Source organism: Ferruginibacter sp., from assembly GCF_049840995.1.
Taxonomy (GTDB): Bacteria; Bacteroidota; Bacteroidia; order Chitinophagales; family Chitinophagaceae; genus Ferruginibacter.
On the sequence record NZ_JASGIP010000004.1, the window covers coordinates 817,070 to 834,854 of the forward strand.

General features: G+C 43.2%; 11 protein-coding genes. 8 read left to right on the plus strand and 3 right to left on the minus strand.

The window, feature by feature from the left end:
* Positions 1–26 precede the first annotated feature (26 nt).
* The 4 genes from gltB to QM738_RS14305 all read left to right on the plus strand — a co-directional run bounded on the left by gltB (position 27) and on the right by QM738_RS14305 (position 9,124).
* Complete coding sequence (gltB, locus tag QM738_RS14290) at positions 27–4,586, plus strand: glutamate synthase large subunit (protein ID WP_462277405.1); 4,560 nt, start codon at positions 27–29, stop codon at positions 4,584–4,586.
* A 68-nt stretch (positions 4,587–4,654) separates the two neighbouring features.
* Positions 4,655–6,118 (plus strand): glutamate synthase subunit beta, encoded by a 1,464-nt coding sequence (locus QM738_RS14295; RefSeq protein WP_462277406.1) that lies wholly within the window; start codon positions 4,655–4,657, stop codon positions 6,116–6,118.
* A 260-nt stretch (positions 6,119–6,378) separates the two neighbouring features.
* Positions 6,379–7,770, plus strand: a complete 1,392-nt coding sequence (locus QM738_RS14300; protein ID WP_462277407.1) for an ammonium transporter — start codon at positions 6,379–6,381, stop codon at positions 7,768–7,770.
* Between the two features lie 280 nt (positions 7,771–8,050).
* Positions 8,051–9,124 (plus strand): outer membrane beta-barrel protein, encoded by a 1,074-nt coding sequence (locus QM738_RS14305; RefSeq protein ID WP_462277408.1) that lies wholly within the window; start codon positions 8,051–8,053, stop codon positions 9,122–9,124.
* Positions 9,125–9,370: 246 nt separating this feature from the next.
* On the opposite strand, the gene QM738_RS14310 is transcribed toward QM738_RS14305, so the two are convergent.
* Positions 9,371–11,821 (minus strand): phosphoenolpyruvate carboxylase, encoded by a 2,451-nt coding sequence (locus tag QM738_RS14310; RefSeq protein ID WP_462277409.1) that lies wholly within the window; start codon positions 11,819–11,821, stop codon positions 9,371–9,373.
* A 289-nt stretch (positions 11,822–12,110) separates the two neighbouring features.
* Between QM738_RS14310 and thrA the strand changes: the two genes are divergently transcribed.
* The 4 genes from thrA to thrC all read left to right on the plus strand — a co-directional run bounded on the left by thrA (position 12,111) and on the right by thrC (position 17,052).
* On the plus strand, positions 12,111–14,555 hold the full coding sequence (gene thrA, locus QM738_RS14315; protein ID WP_462277410.1) for a bifunctional aspartate kinase/homoserine dehydrogenase I: 2,445 nt from the start codon (positions 12,111–12,113) through the stop codon (positions 14,553–14,555).
* A 178-nt stretch (positions 14,556–14,733) separates the two neighbouring features.
* A complete protein-coding gene (locus tag QM738_RS14320; protein WP_462277411.1) occupies positions 14,734–15,282 on the plus strand; it encodes a homoserine kinase in 549 nt (182 codons plus the stop codon).
* Between the two features lie 25 nt (positions 15,283–15,307).
* Positions 15,308–15,619 carry a hypothetical protein gene (locus QM738_RS14325; RefSeq protein WP_462277537.1) on the plus strand — a complete coding sequence of 104 codons (312 nt, stop codon included), beginning with the start codon at positions 15,308–15,310 and terminating at the stop codon, positions 15,617–15,619.
* 134 nt (positions 15,620–15,753) lie between these two features.
* Positions 15,754–17,052 carry a threonine synthase gene (gene thrC / locus QM738_RS14330; protein ID WP_462277412.1) on the plus strand — a complete coding sequence of 433 codons (1,299 nt, stop codon included), beginning with the start codon at positions 15,754–15,756 and terminating at the stop codon, positions 17,050–17,052.
* 26 nt (positions 17,053–17,078) lie between these two features.
* Here the strand turns inward: thrC and QM738_RS14335 are convergent, their stop codons facing one another.
* Positions 17,079–17,282 carry a DUF4177 domain-containing protein gene (locus tag QM738_RS14335; protein WP_462277413.1) on the minus strand — a complete coding sequence of 68 codons (204 nt, stop codon included), beginning with the start codon at positions 17,280–17,282 and terminating at the stop codon, positions 17,079–17,081.
* A gap of 36 nt (positions 17,283–17,318) precedes the next feature.
* Positions 17,319–17,768, minus strand: coding sequence for a hypothetical protein (locus tag QM738_RS14340; protein ID WP_462277414.1), 450 nt, complete (start codon positions 17,766–17,768; stop codon positions 17,319–17,321).
* Positions 17,769–17,785: the final 17 nt, after the last annotated feature.

Here is a 17,785-nt window from a genome sequence, read left to right on the forward strand (position 1 = left end):
TGGTTCATAATAAAACTGCTTAACTAATGAGTGAACAAAAAAGAGTAGACATGGCGAACAACATTGCACCTGCTGCGGGACTATACGATCCCCGGTACGAACACGATGCCTGCGGTATTGGATTTGTAGCCAATATCAAGGGTAATAAATCGCACCAGCACATCGCTGACGCATTGACCGTGCTGGAAAACATGGAGCACCGTGGCGCCTGTGGCTGCGAAAATAATTCCGGCGATGGTGCCGGTATCATGATACAGATGCCGCATGAATTCTTTTTTGATGAATGTATAAAGCTAGGCGTGCACCTGCCGCCATTTGGTAAATATGGTGTTGGCGTGATCTTCTTTCCAAGAGAAATAAGATTAAGGGAAGAGTGCCGTGCTGTATTCAACCGTGCTGCTGAAAAACTGGGCATGGAAATACTGGCCTATCGTAAAGTGCCGGTGAATACAGAAAATATCGGTGCCACTGCGTTGAGCGTAGAGCCGGAAATGGAACATGTTTTTATTGCCTGCCCCGATCACGTAAAAAATGCAGATGAATTTGAACGCAAATTGTTTGTGCTGCGTAATTATGCCACACATACCATTAATAGCACCGTAAAAAAAGATGCCATTGGTTTTTATATTGCATCACTTTCTTATAAAACAATTGTTTACAAAGGTCAACTAACGAGTACGCAGGTACGCAATTATTTTTTAGACCTGAATAATAAAAGGGTGGTGAGTGCCTTTGGTTTGGTGCATTCCCGCTTTGCCACCAATACTTTCCCATCGTGGAAACTGGCGCAGCCTTTCCGTTATATCGCACACAATGGCGAGATCAATACTTTGCAGGGTAATATCAACTGGCTGAAAGCTGGCGAACATGAATTTGCTTCTTCGTTCTTCAGTAAAGAAGAAATGGAAATGTTATTGCCCGTTGTTACCAGTGCACAATCAGATTCTGCCTGCCTGGATAATATGATCGAATTATTATTACTCTGCGGCAGAAGCCTGCCCCACGTAATGATGATGCTGATACCCGAGGCATGGGATGGCAATGAAGATATGGACCCGGTTAAAAAAGCATTTTACGAATTCTATGCTTCCATTATGGAACCATGGGATGGACCCGCTTCTATTTCATTCACTGATGGAAAAATAATCGGTGCCACTTTGGATAGAAATGGTTTGCGTCCTTCAAGATATTGCGTTACCACTGATGACCGTGTTATCATGGCCAGCGAAACAGGCGCTTTACCGGTAGATCAAAAACTGGTAAAAGAAAAAGGAAGGCTGCAACCCGGTAAAATGTTCGTGGTGGATATGGAGCAGGGAAGGATCATCAGTGATGATGAATTGAAACAGAAGATATGCGGACAAAAACCTTATGCAGATTATTTGAACCAATATAAGATCAGGCTGGAAGAAATTGAAGAACCAAGGGTGGCGTTTACGCACTTGTCTGATTCATCTATTTTAAAATACCAAAAAGCATTTGGCTATTCTACTGAAGATATTGATACCATCTTAAAACCAATGGCAATTGATGGTAAAGAACCAATAGGATCAATGGGTACCGATGTGCCGCTGGCAATATTGAGCGATCAGCCGCAACACCTCAGTTCTTATTTCAAACAATTATTTGCACAGGTAACCAATCCGCCGATCGATCCGATACGTGAACGACTGGTAATGAGTCTTGCCACCTTTGTAGGTAACAATGGTAACCTGCTGGACGAAAGCCCGGAGCATTGCCATACTGTTGCATTGAAGCAACCCATTCTTACCAGCACAGAATTAGAAAAGTTAAGAAGTATCGATACCGGTATCTTCCAGGCAAAAACACTGCAAACCTATTTCCGTGCAGATGAAAAGCCGGGCTCACTGCAACGCGGACTCGAAAGATTGTGCCGCTATGCGGAAGATGCCGTACACGATGGTTTTGAAGTATTGATATTGTGCGACCGTGCGGTGGACAGCGATCACGTTGCGATACCTTCATTGTTAGCCACAGCTGCTGTGCATCATCACCTGATCCGTAAGGGCCTTCGTGGACAAGTGGGTATTGTGGTGGAAGCAGGCGATGTTTGGGAAGTGCATCATTTTGCCTGCCTGATCGCATTCGGCGCTACTGCCATCAATCCATATCTCGCCATGGCTTCTATCAGGAATATGAAGCTGAACGAAGCCATTAAAACAGACCTGGAATGGAGAGACCTGCGCAAGAATTATATCAAAGCAGTGTGCGATGGACTGTTAAAAGTATTCTCTAAAATGGGTATCTCCACCTTGCAATCTTACCAGGGCGCACAGATATTCGAGATACTCGGCCTTGATAAACAAGTGGTGGATAAATATTTCACCGGCGCCATCAGCCGCATTGGTGGTATGTCGCTCGATGATCTTGCAAAAGAAGCATTGGCAAAACACCGGGTGGCATTCAGCAAAAAGAATATTCCTGTAGATCGTCTACCCGTTGGCGGTATCTATCAATGGAAACGCAAAGGCGAATTTCACCTGTTCAATCCAACAACAATTCACCTGTTGCAGTATTCAACTAAAATGAATGACTATGCAACCTTTAAAAAATATACCAAGCACGTAAACGACCAGAGCGAGAAAGCGGCTACACTGCGCAGTCTCTTCCAGTTCAGGAAGAACCGTCCATCCATTCCATTGGATGAGGTGGAAGCACCGGAAAATATTTACAAACGCTTTGCCACCGGCGCCATGAGTTTTGGTTCTATCAGCTGGGAAGCGCACACCACGTTAGCAATTGCAATGAACCGCCTGGGTGGAAAAAGCAATACCGGTGAAGGAGGAGAAGATGAAAAACGCTACGATAAATTATCCAATGGCGATTCCATGCGCTCTGCTATCAAGCAGGTAGCTTCTGCAAGGTTTGGTGTTACCAGTTTGTATTTAACAGAAGCGGATGAGTTGCAGATAAAAATGGCGCAGGGTGCAAAGCCCGGCGAAGGTGGACAATTACCCGGCCATAAAGTAGATGACTGGATCGGTAAAGTGCGTCACGCAACACCGGGTGTGGGATTGATCTCTCCGCCACCGCACCATGATATTTATTCTATTGAAGACCTGGCGCAATTGATATTCGATCTGAAGAATGCGAACCGTGCTGCAAGGATCAATGTGAAATTGGTGAGTAAGGCAGGTGTGGGAACTATTGCAGCAGGCGTTGCAAAGGCAAAAGCCGATGTGATATTGATCTCCGGCCATGATGGTGGTACCGGTGCATCGCCGATCAGTTCTATCAAACATGCTGGATTGCCATGGGAACTGGGATTGGCAGAATCGCACCAGACGCTGGTAAGAAATAAATTAAGAAGCCGCGTGGTACTGCAGGCCGATGGTCAGATGAAGACAGCCCGTGATATTGCTATTGCAACATTACTGGGTGCCGAAGAATGGGGTGTTGCCACTGCAGCACTGGTGGTGGAAGGATGTATCATGATGCGCAAATGCCATCTCAATACCTGTCCTGTTGGAGTTGCTACACAAGACCCTGAATTAAGAAAACGTTTCAGTGGAAATGCAGATCACGTAGTGAACTTCTTTAAATTCCTTACAGAAGAATTGAGAGAGATCATGGCGGAGCTTGGTTTCAGGACCATTGAAGAAATGGTGGGCCAGGCAGAATGTCTTGAACAAAAAGAAAATGTAAAACACTGGAAATACAGTTCACTCGATCTTTCGCCGATCCTGTATAAAGAACCATCTTCTGCTTACACCGGTTTGTTCAATACAGAAGAGCAGGATCATGAACTGGATAAAGTGCTGGACTGGAAATTACTGGAGGCGGCAAAACCTGCATTGGAAAAACAACAGAAGGTCACCGCATCTTTCGATATAAAAAATACAGACAGAACTGCGGGTACTATTTTATCGAACGAGATCACGAAAATATATAAAGCCGCAGGTTTACCGGAAGAAACGATACACTTTAAATTCACCGGAACAGCAGGACAAAGTTTTGGCGCTTTCAATACCAAAGGTGTAACGCTGGAGCTGGAAGGTGATGCGAATGATTATTTCGGTAAAGGATTAAGCGGTGCAAAACTGATCGTATATCCATCCAAAGATGCCGGCTTTGTACCGGAAGAGAACAGCATTATTGGTAACGTGGCATTCTACGGGGCAACAGATGGCGAAGCATTCATCCGCGGTAAAGCAGGGGAACGTTTTGGCGTACGTAACAGCGGCGCCAATGTAGTGGTGGAAGGAGTGGGAGATCACGGTTGCGAATACATGACGGGAGGTAATGTGATCATACTCGGCGCTACCGGCAGAAACTTTGCAGCAGGTATGAGTGGCGGTATTGCATATATATACGATGTACAACGCCAGTTCGAAAATCTGTGCAACAAAGAAATGGTGGATATTGATCCGGTGGCAGAAGAAGATGTAGCGTTCCTGCAATCAATGATCCGGAAACATTTTGAACATACCAAAAGCACCGTGGCCAATTTTGTACTGAGCGATTGGGAAAACCAATTGAAGAATTTTATAAAAGTATTCCCGAAAGATTATAAAAAAGTACTGGCAGGCAGAAAAGTGAAAGAGCAAACCCCCTCCGCCCCCTAAAGGGGGAACTATTGCGGAGAATAAACAAATCCAGGTAGAGCAAAAGAAAATTTAAAATTAAAACAGCGATGGGCAAAGCAACAGGTTTTTTAGAATTTACAAGAGAACTTCCTTCTAAAAGAAAAGTAGAGGAAAGGTTGAATGATTATAATGAATTTGTACAACGGTATTCAGAAGAAAAACTGAATGAGCAATCGGGCCGCTGTATGAACTGTGGCGTACCCTTTTGTCATAATGGTTGCCCGCTGGGTAATATCATTCCCGAATTCAATGATGCGGTGTACCGTAAAGAATGGAAGGAAGCCTATGATATTTTAGCTTCCACCAATAACTTTCCGGAATTCACCGGCCGCATTTGTCCTGCACCCTGCGAATCTGCCTGCGTGCTCGGTATCAATCAACCAGCTGTTACTATTGAAGAGATAGAAAAGCATATCATCGAGATCGCTTTCGATAAAGGATTTGTACAACCCAAAAAATCAATTGTACGCACCGGTAAAAAAGTAGCGGTGGTGGGCAGTGGTCCTGCAGGGCTTGCTGCGGCAGCACAACTGAACTATGCAGGCCATTATGTAATGGTGTTTGAAAGAGATGATGCACCCGGGGGATTATTACGGTATGGCATACCCGATTTTAAACTGGAAAAATGGGTGATCGACCGCAGGATAAAATTGATGGAAGAAGAAGGTGTGGTGTTCCGCTGCAATGCGAATGTGGGGGTGAATGTAAGCATCAATGAATTATTGCGGGAGTTCAACGTGATCGTGCTGGCAGGTGGCTCTACCATTCCACGGGATCTGAAGATACCCGGCAGGGAGCTGAAAGGGGTACATTATGCAATGGAATTTTTAAAGCAACAGAACAAAAGGGTATCTAATATTGAAGTAGGTGCAGAAGATATATTTGCTACCGGCAAAAATGTAGTGGTGATCGGTGGGGGAGATACGGGCAGCGATTGTGTGGGAACATCCAACCGTCATAAAGCCACATCAGTAACACAATTTGAATTATTGCCGAAGCCACCGGAAAGCAGAACAGCTTTCATGCCATGGCCAACTTACCCGATGACGTTGAAAACATCCTCTTCGCATGAAGAAGGAGCGAACCGTAACTGGGCCATTTCCACCAAGGAATTTATAGGTGACGGTAACGGCAACCTGAAAGCGCTGAAAATTGTGGACCTGGAATGGCAGGTAAGCGACGACGGCAGGCCGGCCAAATTTGTGGAGCGTGCCGATAGTGAAAGAGTGATCCCCTGCGAACTGGCTTTACTGGCCATGGGCTTTGTGCATCCACAGCACGAGGGCCTGGTGCAGCAACTGGAAGTGGAGCTGGATGACCGGGGTAATTTAAAAGCTACCGAAAAAGAATACCAGACCAGTATCCCTAAAATATTCACGGCCGGCGATATGCGCCGCGGCCAGTCACTGGTGGTTTGGGCCATCAGCGAGGGCAGGGAATGTGCCCGGAAAGTAGACGAATTCCTGATGGGCAGCTCATTACTGGAGTCAAAAGACAGTTTTTTACGCTAAATAATTACAAACCAATACTTTTTAAGCCCCATTGTTAAAATAATGGGGCTTTTTTATGCTTAATATATTATTAATAAATCTATATGATATTTTGTAAGCGTTTTTTATTAAATAATATCAAATGATAACGTTTGCGATTGATTTTTTTCTATATTTTTAAAAATTACATTAAAAAATCATGAAGTTTTCTGCTTTAAAGTTTATATTTGTTTAGATAGAAACATATATTATTTAAATTAATGTAAAAAATCAAACAAAGCATGAAAAGTTTAAGTTTAACCAAATTAGCCCCCTTCTTTGTTTTAGCGGTTGTTTCGATAGCTGCTATATTTATCCCGTCCTTACCAAACTTTGACGATGGCAAATTTAACGGTGCTGATGTTGCATGGATCATTGTTGCAACAGCCCTGGTATTTTTAATGACGCCCGGTTTGGCATTTTTTTATGGTGGAATGGTACACCGTAAAAATGTGATCAGTACGATGATAAAAAGCGTGGTGGCTGCCGGTGTGGTAAGCGTATTGTGGGTTACGGTTGGTTACAGCCTCTGCTTTGGCGAAGATATTGGTGGTTTTATCGGCAACCCGATGACGCACCTGTTCTTTAAAGGTGTTGCTTCCGGTGCACCCATCTTACAAGGTGGTACGGCTTTAACGATCCCGCTTTTACTGTTTGCTTTATTTCAATTGATGTTTGCTATCATTACACCGGGCCTGGTAGTAGGTGCGGTGGCAGAACGTATTAAATTTACTGCCTACATTTTATTTATTGTATTGTTCAGCTTACTGGTGTATGCTCCTTTGGCACACTGGACCTGGCATCCAAAAGGCTTCCTGTTTCAGTGGGGCGTACTGGATTTTGCCGGTGGTACCGTGGTACATATCTCTGCAGGCTGTGCAGCCCTTGCCGGTGCATTGGTATTAAAAAGAAGGCAGGTGCATATGGAACATAAAGAAATTCCACCAGCTAATATCCCTTACGTATTGATCGGAACCGGTTTATTATGGTTCGGTTGGTTCGGCTTTAACGCAGGTTCTGCACTGGCAGCTTCTACTTTATCCGTTTCTGCTTTTGCAACCACCAACACTGCAGCTGCAGCTGCCGGTTTAAGCTGGATGTTCTTTGATGTGATAAAAGGTAAAAAACCATCTGTACTGGGCTTTTGTATCGGTGCGGTTGTAGGCCTGGTGGCTATTACACCAGCTGCAGGTTTTGTTGCTATCCCTCAAAGTATCTTCATCGGCTTCTTTGCTGCCATTGTTTCTAATGTTGCAGTATACTATAAATCAAAATCAAAACTGGATGATACGCTGGACGTATTCCCTTGCCACGGTATTGGTGGTATGGTTGGTATGTTAATGACCGGTGTTTTCGCAACTAAAAGTGTGAACGGTGCAGGCGCCGATGGTTTATTCTACGGTGGTACTGCATTCTTCCTTACCCAGTTAAAAGCGCTGGTGATTGTAGTGGCATACAGCTTTACAGTTTCCTTCCTGATCTTTAAATTCATCAACTTCATTTTACCGATCCGTGTTAGCCAGGAAGATGAGCTGTTGGGTCTTGATGAATCTCAGCACGCAGAAAAATATACCCAGGGTACCTTATTGGTACAGTCTGGTGGTACCGTTACCGAAACATTGGTACACGACTAAATAATTCTCGCCGGTCCGGGATCTGATGCATGATTCAGATCCCGGTTACCGTGCAGATCCCGTTAATAACAGTTGGAAATTTTTCAAAAAAAGTTTGCTTATCAGGTACTTGAAGGCAGATGATGTATGCTGAATTTCCAGGCTGGAGCATGACCAAATCTCTACATTTCTTTTTTACAGAAGGACCTTATTGAACCATAAAAAAGGTACAACCGCTGTATGAACTTCTGGACAAAGTTCATGGGCTGTACCTCTTATTTAATAACTAAAATCAATTACAATGTTAAGAAAATTCTTTCTTGCAGCCACCACTGCCGTATTCTTTTTTAATGCACAGGCCCAGGACACTACTAAAACTCTCGCCATTTCCGGCTCTGTAGATGCGTACTACCGTTATAATTTTTCCGGTAAAACAAACAACTACACCAGCTTCACCAATTCACAGAGTTCTTTTGAATTGGGCATGGCTTCACTGAGGGCCGACGCCACTGCCATGTCGGGCAAAGTAGGCGCCACTGTTGATCTTGGTTTTGGCCGCAGGGCAGAAGAATTTTCCTACAATGACGGTGCTACCACCGCCGGTAAAAATGGTTTTTTAACGCTGGCCAATGTGAAGCAGGCATTTGTTACTTATGCGCCATCTTCCAAAGTAAAATTCACCATGGGTAAATTTGCCACCCATGTTGGTTACGAATTGCTGGATGCTCCTTTGAACAGGAACTACAGCATGAGTTATATGTTCACTAACGGACCATTCTTTCATACCGGTTTAAAAACGGATATCACTGCAGGTCCTGTTGCCTTCATGATCGGTATCACTAACTATACTGACCAGAGCACGGCCACCACTACCGTTAATAACCTGATCGCACAGTTCAGCGGCGGAACTAAAAATGGTAAATTAAAATTCTACCTCAACTATTCCGGCTTTGGCGGATCTGATTCTGGTAATAACCCAAGTGGTTTAAAATCTTTGAACCAGGTGGACCTGGTGGTGCTGGGTACTATCAGCAGTAAATTCAATATCGGGTATAACGGTACCGTACAATCGAGAAAACCTGTATCCGGCAGCAGCGGCAGCTGGGTAGGTAATGCATTGTACTTCAACTTTGATCCTACAGATAAAGTGGGCCTTACTTTAAGGAGCGAATATATCAGCGACAACAAGACCGTCTATTTTGGTACAAAGAATATTTTCGCCAATACACTTTCGGTGAATTGCAAAGTAGGTCCGCTGACCATTATACCTGAATTGAGGTTTGAATCATCACAGGCTGCTATTTACACCAAGAGCAATGGTTCCAGCATCAAATCTACTGCTACCGGTTTACTGGCCGCAGTATATAAATTCTAATTACGTCTTTTTCAATATGGCAAGCAATCGTTTAGTAGGGCTTCTATTTCTATAGAGGCCCTCTTTTTTTGTGGATACCCATAAAAAAACAGCCTGCAATAAATACAGGCTGCTGTTTTTAAGTTGAATATTTTTTACGCAGAATTTCTTCCCGCATTGATGATACCAAATGAAGAACGGATCACCAGTTTTTCGAAAGTCTCTTTTAAGGGCGATGTAACCAGTTGTTCTTCCATTTCCCGCATTTTATTGATCGCATATTGCTGAATGGTAAGCAATGGCAATACGAATCTTTTCCCTCATAGCAATAGATTGACTGTCTACAGGATAATTGCTCATCAGCTCGTTACTGCCGCTTAACTGCAGTACATATTTTTTGGTGAGTTCATATTCCTGGTAAATCTTGTTCCACACTTCTCCATATTTTTTATCCATGCTTAAATATTCCGTCAGCGGGAAATAACATTTCTTCATCGCCATCTCGCAATTGTCCATTAATGTGCGGAAGAAAAGAGAATTGGTGTACAATTTTTTTACCTCTGCAAATTTGCCTGCTTTTTCCATAGCGGAAAGTGCAGAACCAACACCGTAATAACCGGTTACATTTTGTTTCAATTGCGCCCATGCGCCCACGTAAGGGATGGCTCTCAGGTCTTTTAAAGTCAATTTACTACCGCTGTTCCGCTTGCTGGGCCTGCTGGCAATATTGGTTTCGCTGTAAAATTTTACCGGGCTTATATGCGATAGATAATCCAGGAAATCAGGATGCGTTTTTAATTCAGTATATGCCTCAAAGCTTTTTTGCGATAGTTGTATCAACAGTTCTTCTTCTGCCTGCTGTAGCGTGATCGTTTTATTGCTGAACAGGTCGTTGCTGATACCGGCATTGATCAGTTGCTCAATATTGTATTGTGCCGAATCGATGGTGCCGAAATTGGAACTCACCGTTTGTCCCTGTATGGTCAATTGAATTTCCTTATTGCTGATATTCTTGCCCATACTGGCATAGAACTGGTGTGTCTTACCACCACCACGTGCCGGAGGACCACCACGTCCATCGAAGAACACCACGTTGATATTGAACTCCTGCGATACTTTTGTAAGCGCCTCTTTGGCTTTGTAAATACTGAAGTTGGCCATCAGGTAGCCACCATCCTTGGTGCCATCGCTGAAGCCCAGCATAATAGTTTGTTTATTGTTGCGTTGCTGCACATGCTTGCGGTAAACAGGATTGCTGTATAAAATACGCATGATGTTTTCTGCATGCTGCAGGTCATCAATTGTTTCAAACAGTGGTACAATATCTACTGACAGTGAAGCTGCTTTCCATCCGCAGCTTAAGAACAGGCCATATACTTCCAGCACATTCAAAGCGCTGTTGCACTGGCTGATGATGTAACGGTTGCAACCTGATTCACCATTCAGCTGCTGTATCTTTTTAATGCCGTATAAATTGGTCACGGTATCCTGCACCAGTGCATCTTCATATTTATTACCTGCTATCACTTCCGGCGCTTCGGTGCAGAATTTTAATTTTTCTTCATTGTTCAGTTTGCTGTAAGCCGCGCCGTGTATGGCTTCCAGCACATTGTTGTGCACGGTGCTTTCTTGCCTTATGTCGAGTGTGGCAAAATGCAATCCAAAAACATTTACCTTATTGATAAGCCCTGTTACCAGGTGCAGGAACAAACCATTGTGCTGGTAAATGATGATCTCTTTTATTTTGTTCAGTTCATCCAGTATATAATCGCGGCTGATATCAGTTTGATAACCGGGAATGAAAATATTATCGTACAATTGTTTTTCCAAACCATTCAAGATAACATCCACGCCTTTAAAAGTAAGCCTGCGTTTGATCCTTCTTATTTCCAGGTAATAGCATTTAATGATGCTGCCCCTTAATGCATGGGCTACACGAAGGGTGATCTCTGCAGTAACAAAAGGATTACCATCCCTGTCGCCGCCGGGCCAGAAACCCATATTGATCACGGGTTTGCTGTTGTTAACATTATTACCGAATTGATTTTTTAAAAACGAAGTGATCCTGCCGGTAGCGGGATAAAAAACATTTTCAAGATACCAGATAAGGCTTACCGCTTCATCGTAAGGAGTTGGGCGCTGCTTTTGCAGAAAAGGCGTTTTGCCCAATTGCTGCAGGTACATATTTATCCGGGAAGCATCATTTTCTGCCAGCGCTTTGGAAAGATCGTTGATGATACCCAACACAGAGCCGGGATAGAATTGTGTAGGGTGTGCTGTTAACACCAGCTGCACCGAAAAGTCCTGTAATTTTTTTTCCAGTTCTTTTTCTTTGTTGTTCTTGATCACATCCAGTTCCAGTTGCTTTAAAGTACCGGCACCGGCAGTATCCCGTACATCGGTAAAAGCGGCATCTTCCAAAGCATCAAACAAAACCACCTGGCGCTCCACAAATTGTATGATGCGGAACAGCATATCCAGTTTTTCTTTCTCCACCTTTAAAGAAGTATGCTTATCGAAAAATTCATCAATGATATCCGTAGGGTTCATCTTCTTCTTAAAGCCCTCGTCGCAATTGTTCAGCAATACCGATAACAGCATCCCTGTTTTTTCAATACGGTGAAAGGGAAGGGAAGAGAAAAGGCTGTTATACAGCTGAAACTTGATGCCCACATTGTTATTGAACTGCTGCAAACCCCTCGAACTGTGATGATCCATTATATTTTATATTAAAAATTCAAAAAAATGATAAAAATAGCAGCAATCGGTCAACAAAGATGAAAAATATTTTGATAATATCCAATCATTTTTTATATCTTTGAGTTCTGTTTAAATGAAATACAGCAAATCACATATTACTCCCTCTTCAAAGATAGTGCATCATTTCAGTGCCACTACAATTTTTACCATTACAATCCGCTAAGCGGATTGAACACTTTCATATCATCACTTGGGCTCAAAGCTGTTTTCTTAAGGAAGACTATTCTATATCATTAAAAAATACAAAATGCAGGTAATAAAATTCGGGGGCAGTTCAGTGGCATCCGCAGAAAATATCAATAAAGTAGTTGAAATAGTGCGATCAAAGACCGGTACGGAAAAATTAGTAGTGGTGGTTTCGGCACTGGGTGGTATTACAGATCTTTTACTGCAATGTGCAGGATTGGCTGCATTGGGCAATGAAGCATATAAAACCAATTTGCAGGAAATTGAAACAAGGCATTTGAATACCGTTAAGGAACTGATACCGGTAACGCAGCAAAGCAGTGTGTTAAGCAACGTAAAAAAAATGTGCAACGAAATAGAAGATATCTGCAATGGTATCTTTTTGCTGGGCGAATTATCGGAGCGTACCAAAGACAAGATCGTAAGTTATGGAGAGTTGTTGTCATCACAATTGATAACAGCGAAATTTAAATCGGTAGGCACTGATGCAGAATGGAAAGATGCAAGAACATTGATCATCACCGACAGCAGCTTTGGCGCTGCACTCGTGAACTTTGCAAAGACCAACGAAACGATCAATGATTATTTTTCACAGGCAACTGCTTCACTTTTTATACTGCCGGGTTTTATAGCGTCGGATGCCAATGGCACCACCACTACCCTGGGCAGGGGCGGCAGTGATTATACGGCTGCGATCATTGCGGGTGCAGTGGATGCAAAAGTGCTGGAGATATGGACCGATGTATCCGGTATGATGACAGCAGACCCGAGAATTGTAAGCAATATCAAACTGATACCGAAGATATCTTACCAGGAAGCAATGGAGCTGTCGCATTTTGGCGCCAAGGTAATTTACCCGCCCACCATTCAACCGGTAATGAGCAGGAATATACCGGTATGGATAAAAAATACTTTTGCCCCGGCAGATGAAGGCACCGTGATACAGAACGAATCGATGACGAACGGCAGTGCGATCCGTGGTATTTCCAGCATCAATAAAATATCATTGATCAGCCTGGAAGGCAGTGGTATGGTAGGCATTCCCGGTTTTAGTAAAAGATTATTTGAAGCATTGGCCAATCATAAGATCAATGTAATTCTTATTACACAAAGTTCTTCTGAACATTCTATCTGCGTAGCCATTGAAAGCACCAATGCATTGCTGGCCAAGCAGGTAGTGGACAATGCTTTTGCTTATGAAATAGAAACCAAAAAAGTGGAACCGTTGTTTGTGGAGAAAGAACTGGCCATCGTAGCGCTGGTGGGGGATAATATGAAAAGCCATACCGGTATTGCGGGCAGGATGTTCAGCGCCATGGGAAAAAATGGTGTGAACATACGTGCCATTGCACAGGGATCATCTGAAAGAAATATTTCTGCAGTGATAGCATTGAGCGATGTAAGCAAAGCAGTGAATGTATTGCACGAAGCATTTTTTGAGACCACTTACAAACAGGTGAATGTGTTTATTGCAGGCGCCGGAAATGTAGGCGGAAAATTACTGGCACAGCTCAACCAGCAATTAACCTTCTTAAAATCGAGCAAAAGGCTGGTGGTAAAAGTAGTGGGACTGACCAACAGTAAAAAAGCATTGCTGAATGATGAAGGCATTGATCTTGACAACTGGAAAACATTATTGGAAACTGCACCATCCGGTACCATCAACGAATATATCGATACCATCATTGCAAAGAACCTGCGCAACACTATTTTTGTGGACGTAACAGCAAGCGATGTGGTGGCAACCTGTTATAATAAACTGTTGCAGAAAAGTATTGCGGTAGTGGCCTGTAATAAAGTGGCCTGCTCATCGGCCTATACTTATTACGAAACATTGAAGCACAGCGCAAGGGAATACAATGCCCGCTTTTTGTTTGAGACCAATGTGGGCGCAGGTTTGCCGATAATAGGCACATTGAACGACCTGATCAGCAGTGGTGATAAGATCAATAAAATGCAGGCGGTGCTGAGTGGTACATTGAACTTTGTGTTCAACAATTATGATGGCACAAGACCGTTTGCAGCAGTGGTAAAGCAGGCGCAGGATGAAGGGTACACAGAACCGGATCCGCGGCTGGACCTGAGTGGTAAGGATGTGATGCGTAAGATAATGATACTGGCCAGGGAAAGCGGAGAAAAGATAGAAATGGATGATATCAGCAATAATTCGTTTATGCCTGACAGTTGTATGCAGGGCTCGGTAGAGAATTTTTATGCAGAGATGGAAAAACAGGAAGCGCATTTTAAAGCCATTTACGAAGCAGCTGCTGCAAAAGGCAATAAATTAAAATTTGTGGCCTCTTATGAAAACGGCAAGGCATCCGTTGGATTACAGCATATTGATCCGGCACATGATTTTTATCATTTGTATGGCAAGGATAATATTGTGTTATTTTACACCAATCGCTATACCGATCAACCAATGGTGGTAAAGGGCGCAGGTGCAGGAGCGGAAGTAACAGCCAGTGGTGTTTTTGCGGATATTATAAGAGCTACTCATAATTAATACCCCCTCCGCCTCTTAAAGGGGGAACTGATTATGGAGAATATTTTGAAAACAATGAAAAGAAGCTGATTCTTAATTACGAAATGGAATTGAAATGTTGGGTTTAAAATAAAGAGCTTAATAAATATGAGCGAAAAAATTAAAATACTGGCACCTGCAACAATTGCCAACCTGGTATGTGGTTTTGATATACTGGGCCTTGCGATCGAATGATCCGCAGGATGAAATGGAACTGGCCTTAAGCGATGAACCGGGACTAAGGATAAAGCATATAGATGGTTACGGCCTGCCCGAAGAACCGGAAAAAAATGTTGCCGGTGCAGCGTTGCTCGCCTTGATGGAAGAATATGAGAATAAAAATATCGGCTTCGATCTTACCATCAATAAGATCATCAAACCCGGCAGTGGCCTGGGTTCCAGTGCGGCAAGCTCGGCAGGGGCTGTGGTTGGCGCCAATCATTTGCTCAATAATGTTTTCTCTAAGCAGGACCTGGTGCGCTTTGCCATGAATGGCGAAAAAGTGGCCAGTGGTGTAAAGCATGCCGATAATATCACGCCCTGCATTTATGGAGGTGTTACGCTGATACGTTCTATTTTTCCACTGGATATTGTACAATTATCGCCTCCGCACTTATACGTCACCGTTATACATCCGCAGATTGAAGTAAAAACATCGGATGCCCGCCAGATACTGCGCAAGGAAGTACTAGCTGAAAGATGCCATTAAGCAATGGGGCAATATTGCAGGATTGGTGGCCGGTTTTTTGCAGAGTGATTATGACCTGATCGGCCGAAGCCTGGAAGATGTGATCATAGAGCCTATCCGCAGTATTTTGATACCCGGCTTTGATGCTATAAAAAAACAGTGCAAAGAAGCAGGTGCACTGGGTGGTGGTATCAGCGGCAGCGGCCCTTCCGTATTCATGTTAAGCAAAGAAGAAGCAACCGCCAAAGCAGTAGAGCAGATCATGAAAGATATTTATGATGGCATTGGTGTGGAGTATCATACGCATGTAACTACGGTGAACAGAGGAGGAGTTAGGGTCGTGAGTCGTGAGGTGTGAGGTGTGAGGCGTGAGTGGTCAGTGGTGAGTAGTGAGTGGTCAGTACTGAGAAGAAGGAACAAAATTAATAATATTCAAAATTCGATATTCGCAAGTTCGACATTCGATATTCGCAAATTCGAAATTAAAAGATCATGGAGTTTTACAGCTTAAACAAAATATCACCCAACGTAAATTTCAAAGATGCCACCATCAACGGGCAGGCGCCGGATAAGGGATTGTATTTCCCGGAAAGTATACCGCAGGTGTTGCCATCACTGATAGGTGATATAGAAAAGATGAGCAATGAAGCCATTGCTTTTGAAGTGATAAAACCATATGTGGGCAATACCATTGCGGAAGCGGATCTTTTTGATATTGTGAAGGAAACGGTGAATTTCCCAATACCATTGGTAAAAGTGAGCGATACCATTGCTTCGCTGGAATTGTATCATGGGCCAACGCTGGCTTTTAAAGACATTGGCGCAAGGTTCATGAGCCGTTGCCTGGGGCATTTTGTAAAAGGCGGCGATAAAAAAGTTACGGTACTGGTGGCAACCAGTGGCGATACCGGCGGCGCTGTTGCCAATGGTTTTTATAATGTGGATGGCGTGGAAGTGGTGATATTGTACCCTTCAGGAAAAGTGAGTAGTGTACAGGAAAAGCAACTCACCACTTTGGGTAATAATATTCATGCACTGGAAGTGGAAGGCAATTTTGATGATTGTCAGCGGATGGTAAAGTCAGCTTTCCTGGATGAAGAGCTGAATAAAAAATTATTTCTTACTTCAGCCAATTCTATCAATGTGGCGAGATGGTTGCCACAACAGTTCTATTATTTCTTTGCTTACAAACAATGGGCACAAAAAAATGATGCCCCTGTTATCTGTGTGCCCAGTGGCAATTTTGGCAATATCTGCGCAGGTTTGCTCGCCAATGCTTCGGGCCTTCCGGTAAAACATTTTATTGCGGCTACCAATGCCAATAACGTGGTGCCTGCATATTTTGAAACGCAGCAGTATAAACCTAAGAAAGCAGTAGCCACCATCAGCAATGCAATGGATGTGGGCGACCCCAGTAATTTTGTAAGGATTATGGAATTATTTCATCAGCAGTTTGGTGAACTGGTAGCCAAAGTAAGCAGCTGCAGTGTAAGTGATGATATCACCAAACAAACATTGCTGGAAGTTTACACGCAACATAATTATCTGTGCGATCCACACGGTGCCGTTGCTTACCGGGCGCTGGAGGATCATTTAAATAATAACCCCAACGATAAAGGTATATTTTTAGAAACGGCACATCCCGTAAAATTCTTTGATGTGGTGGAACCCATTATCAGCCAAACGGTGGAAATTCCTGAGAGCATCAAAGAACAACTCACGCATGAAAAGAAAAGCGTTAAAATAGGTACAGCTGTTGAAGAACTAAAAAGCTTCCTGGAGAAATTATAAAAATATCTCCTGTTTAAAAGTTGATCTTATTTTGAACGTTTAAAAATAAAAACCAGTTCGGTTGTTTCGGCAACTTTCCACAGCAATGAACTGGTGTTCAAACCTTCAGTGCTGATCAGCTCCCAGCCCTGCTCTCCATAGTCGTTGAACTTTTCAAGCATCTCTGTTTGAAAGTTCCCGCTTTTCATGTGCTCTCTCGATACAGTGAGTATCTTATATTCAAACTTCATCTGTTTATTTTTGATGAAGGTACTGATTAAAATACATTACTGCCTGCGGAAAGAATACTGGTAGCTGGTAAGGCCGTTATAAATAAAACCATCCAGGCGGTCACTGCTTCTTTTAAATTGGGAGTCATCAAACTCCCAATCGATAAAACGGTTGGTGGTAAAATTCACCAGTTTTATACGCAACACAAGCGTATTATCATTACGGTAATCGCCGTTACCATCGTAATAGCCGCGGTATTCGCGGCGCATGTCCCAATAGCCGGAGAGTGTGACCGTATCCTGGTACACCGCATTACCGTTATCATAAAAGGAGAATGAGCCTTGCTCAAAGCCGGTGAGTAAATGATCGTTGTTAAAAGGTCTGCGTTTAACAACATCATCCAGTTTCCAGTTGCCGATTATCTTATGTTCGGGATTTAGTTTGGCGCAGGAAGAAAATAATATTAAAAGTGCGCCCGAAAGCACGAGGGAGTAAATATGTTTCATACAGAAGTTTTTCTAAA

Excerpts from the sequence above, each read along its gene's own strand:
- gltB (WP_462277405.1), top strand. The coding sequence starts at position 27 with ATGAGTGAACAAAAAAGAGTAGACATGGCGAACAACATTGCACCTGCT.
- QM738_RS14295 (WP_462277406.1), top strand. The coding sequence starts at position 4,655 with ATGGGCAAAGCAACAGGTTTTTTAGAATTTACAAGAGAACTTCCTTCT.
- QM738_RS14300 (WP_462277407.1), top strand. The coding sequence starts at position 6,379 with ATGAAAAGTTTAAGTTTAACCAAATTAGCCCCCTTCTTTGTTTTAGCG.
- QM738_RS14305 (WP_462277408.1), top strand. The coding sequence starts at position 8,051 with ATGTTAAGAAAATTCTTTCTTGCAGCCACCACTGCCGTATTCTTTTTT.
- QM738_RS14310 (WP_462277409.1), bottom strand. The coding sequence starts at position 11,821 with ATGGATCATCACAGTTCGAGGGGTTTGCAGCAGTTCAATAACAATGTG.
- thrA (WP_462277410.1), top strand. The coding sequence starts at position 12,111 with ATGCAGGTAATAAAATTCGGGGGCAGTTCAGTGGCATCCGCAGAAAAT.
- thrC (WP_462277412.1), top strand. The coding sequence starts at position 15,754 with ATGGAGTTTTACAGCTTAAACAAAATATCACCCAACGTAAATTTCAAA.
- QM738_RS14335 (WP_462277413.1), bottom strand. The coding sequence starts at position 17,282 with ATGAAGTTTGAATATAAGATACTCACTGTATCGAGAGAGCACATGAAA.
- QM738_RS14340 (WP_462277414.1), bottom strand. The coding sequence starts at position 17,768 with ATGAAACATATTTACTCCCTCGTGCTTTCGGGCGCACTTTTAATATTA.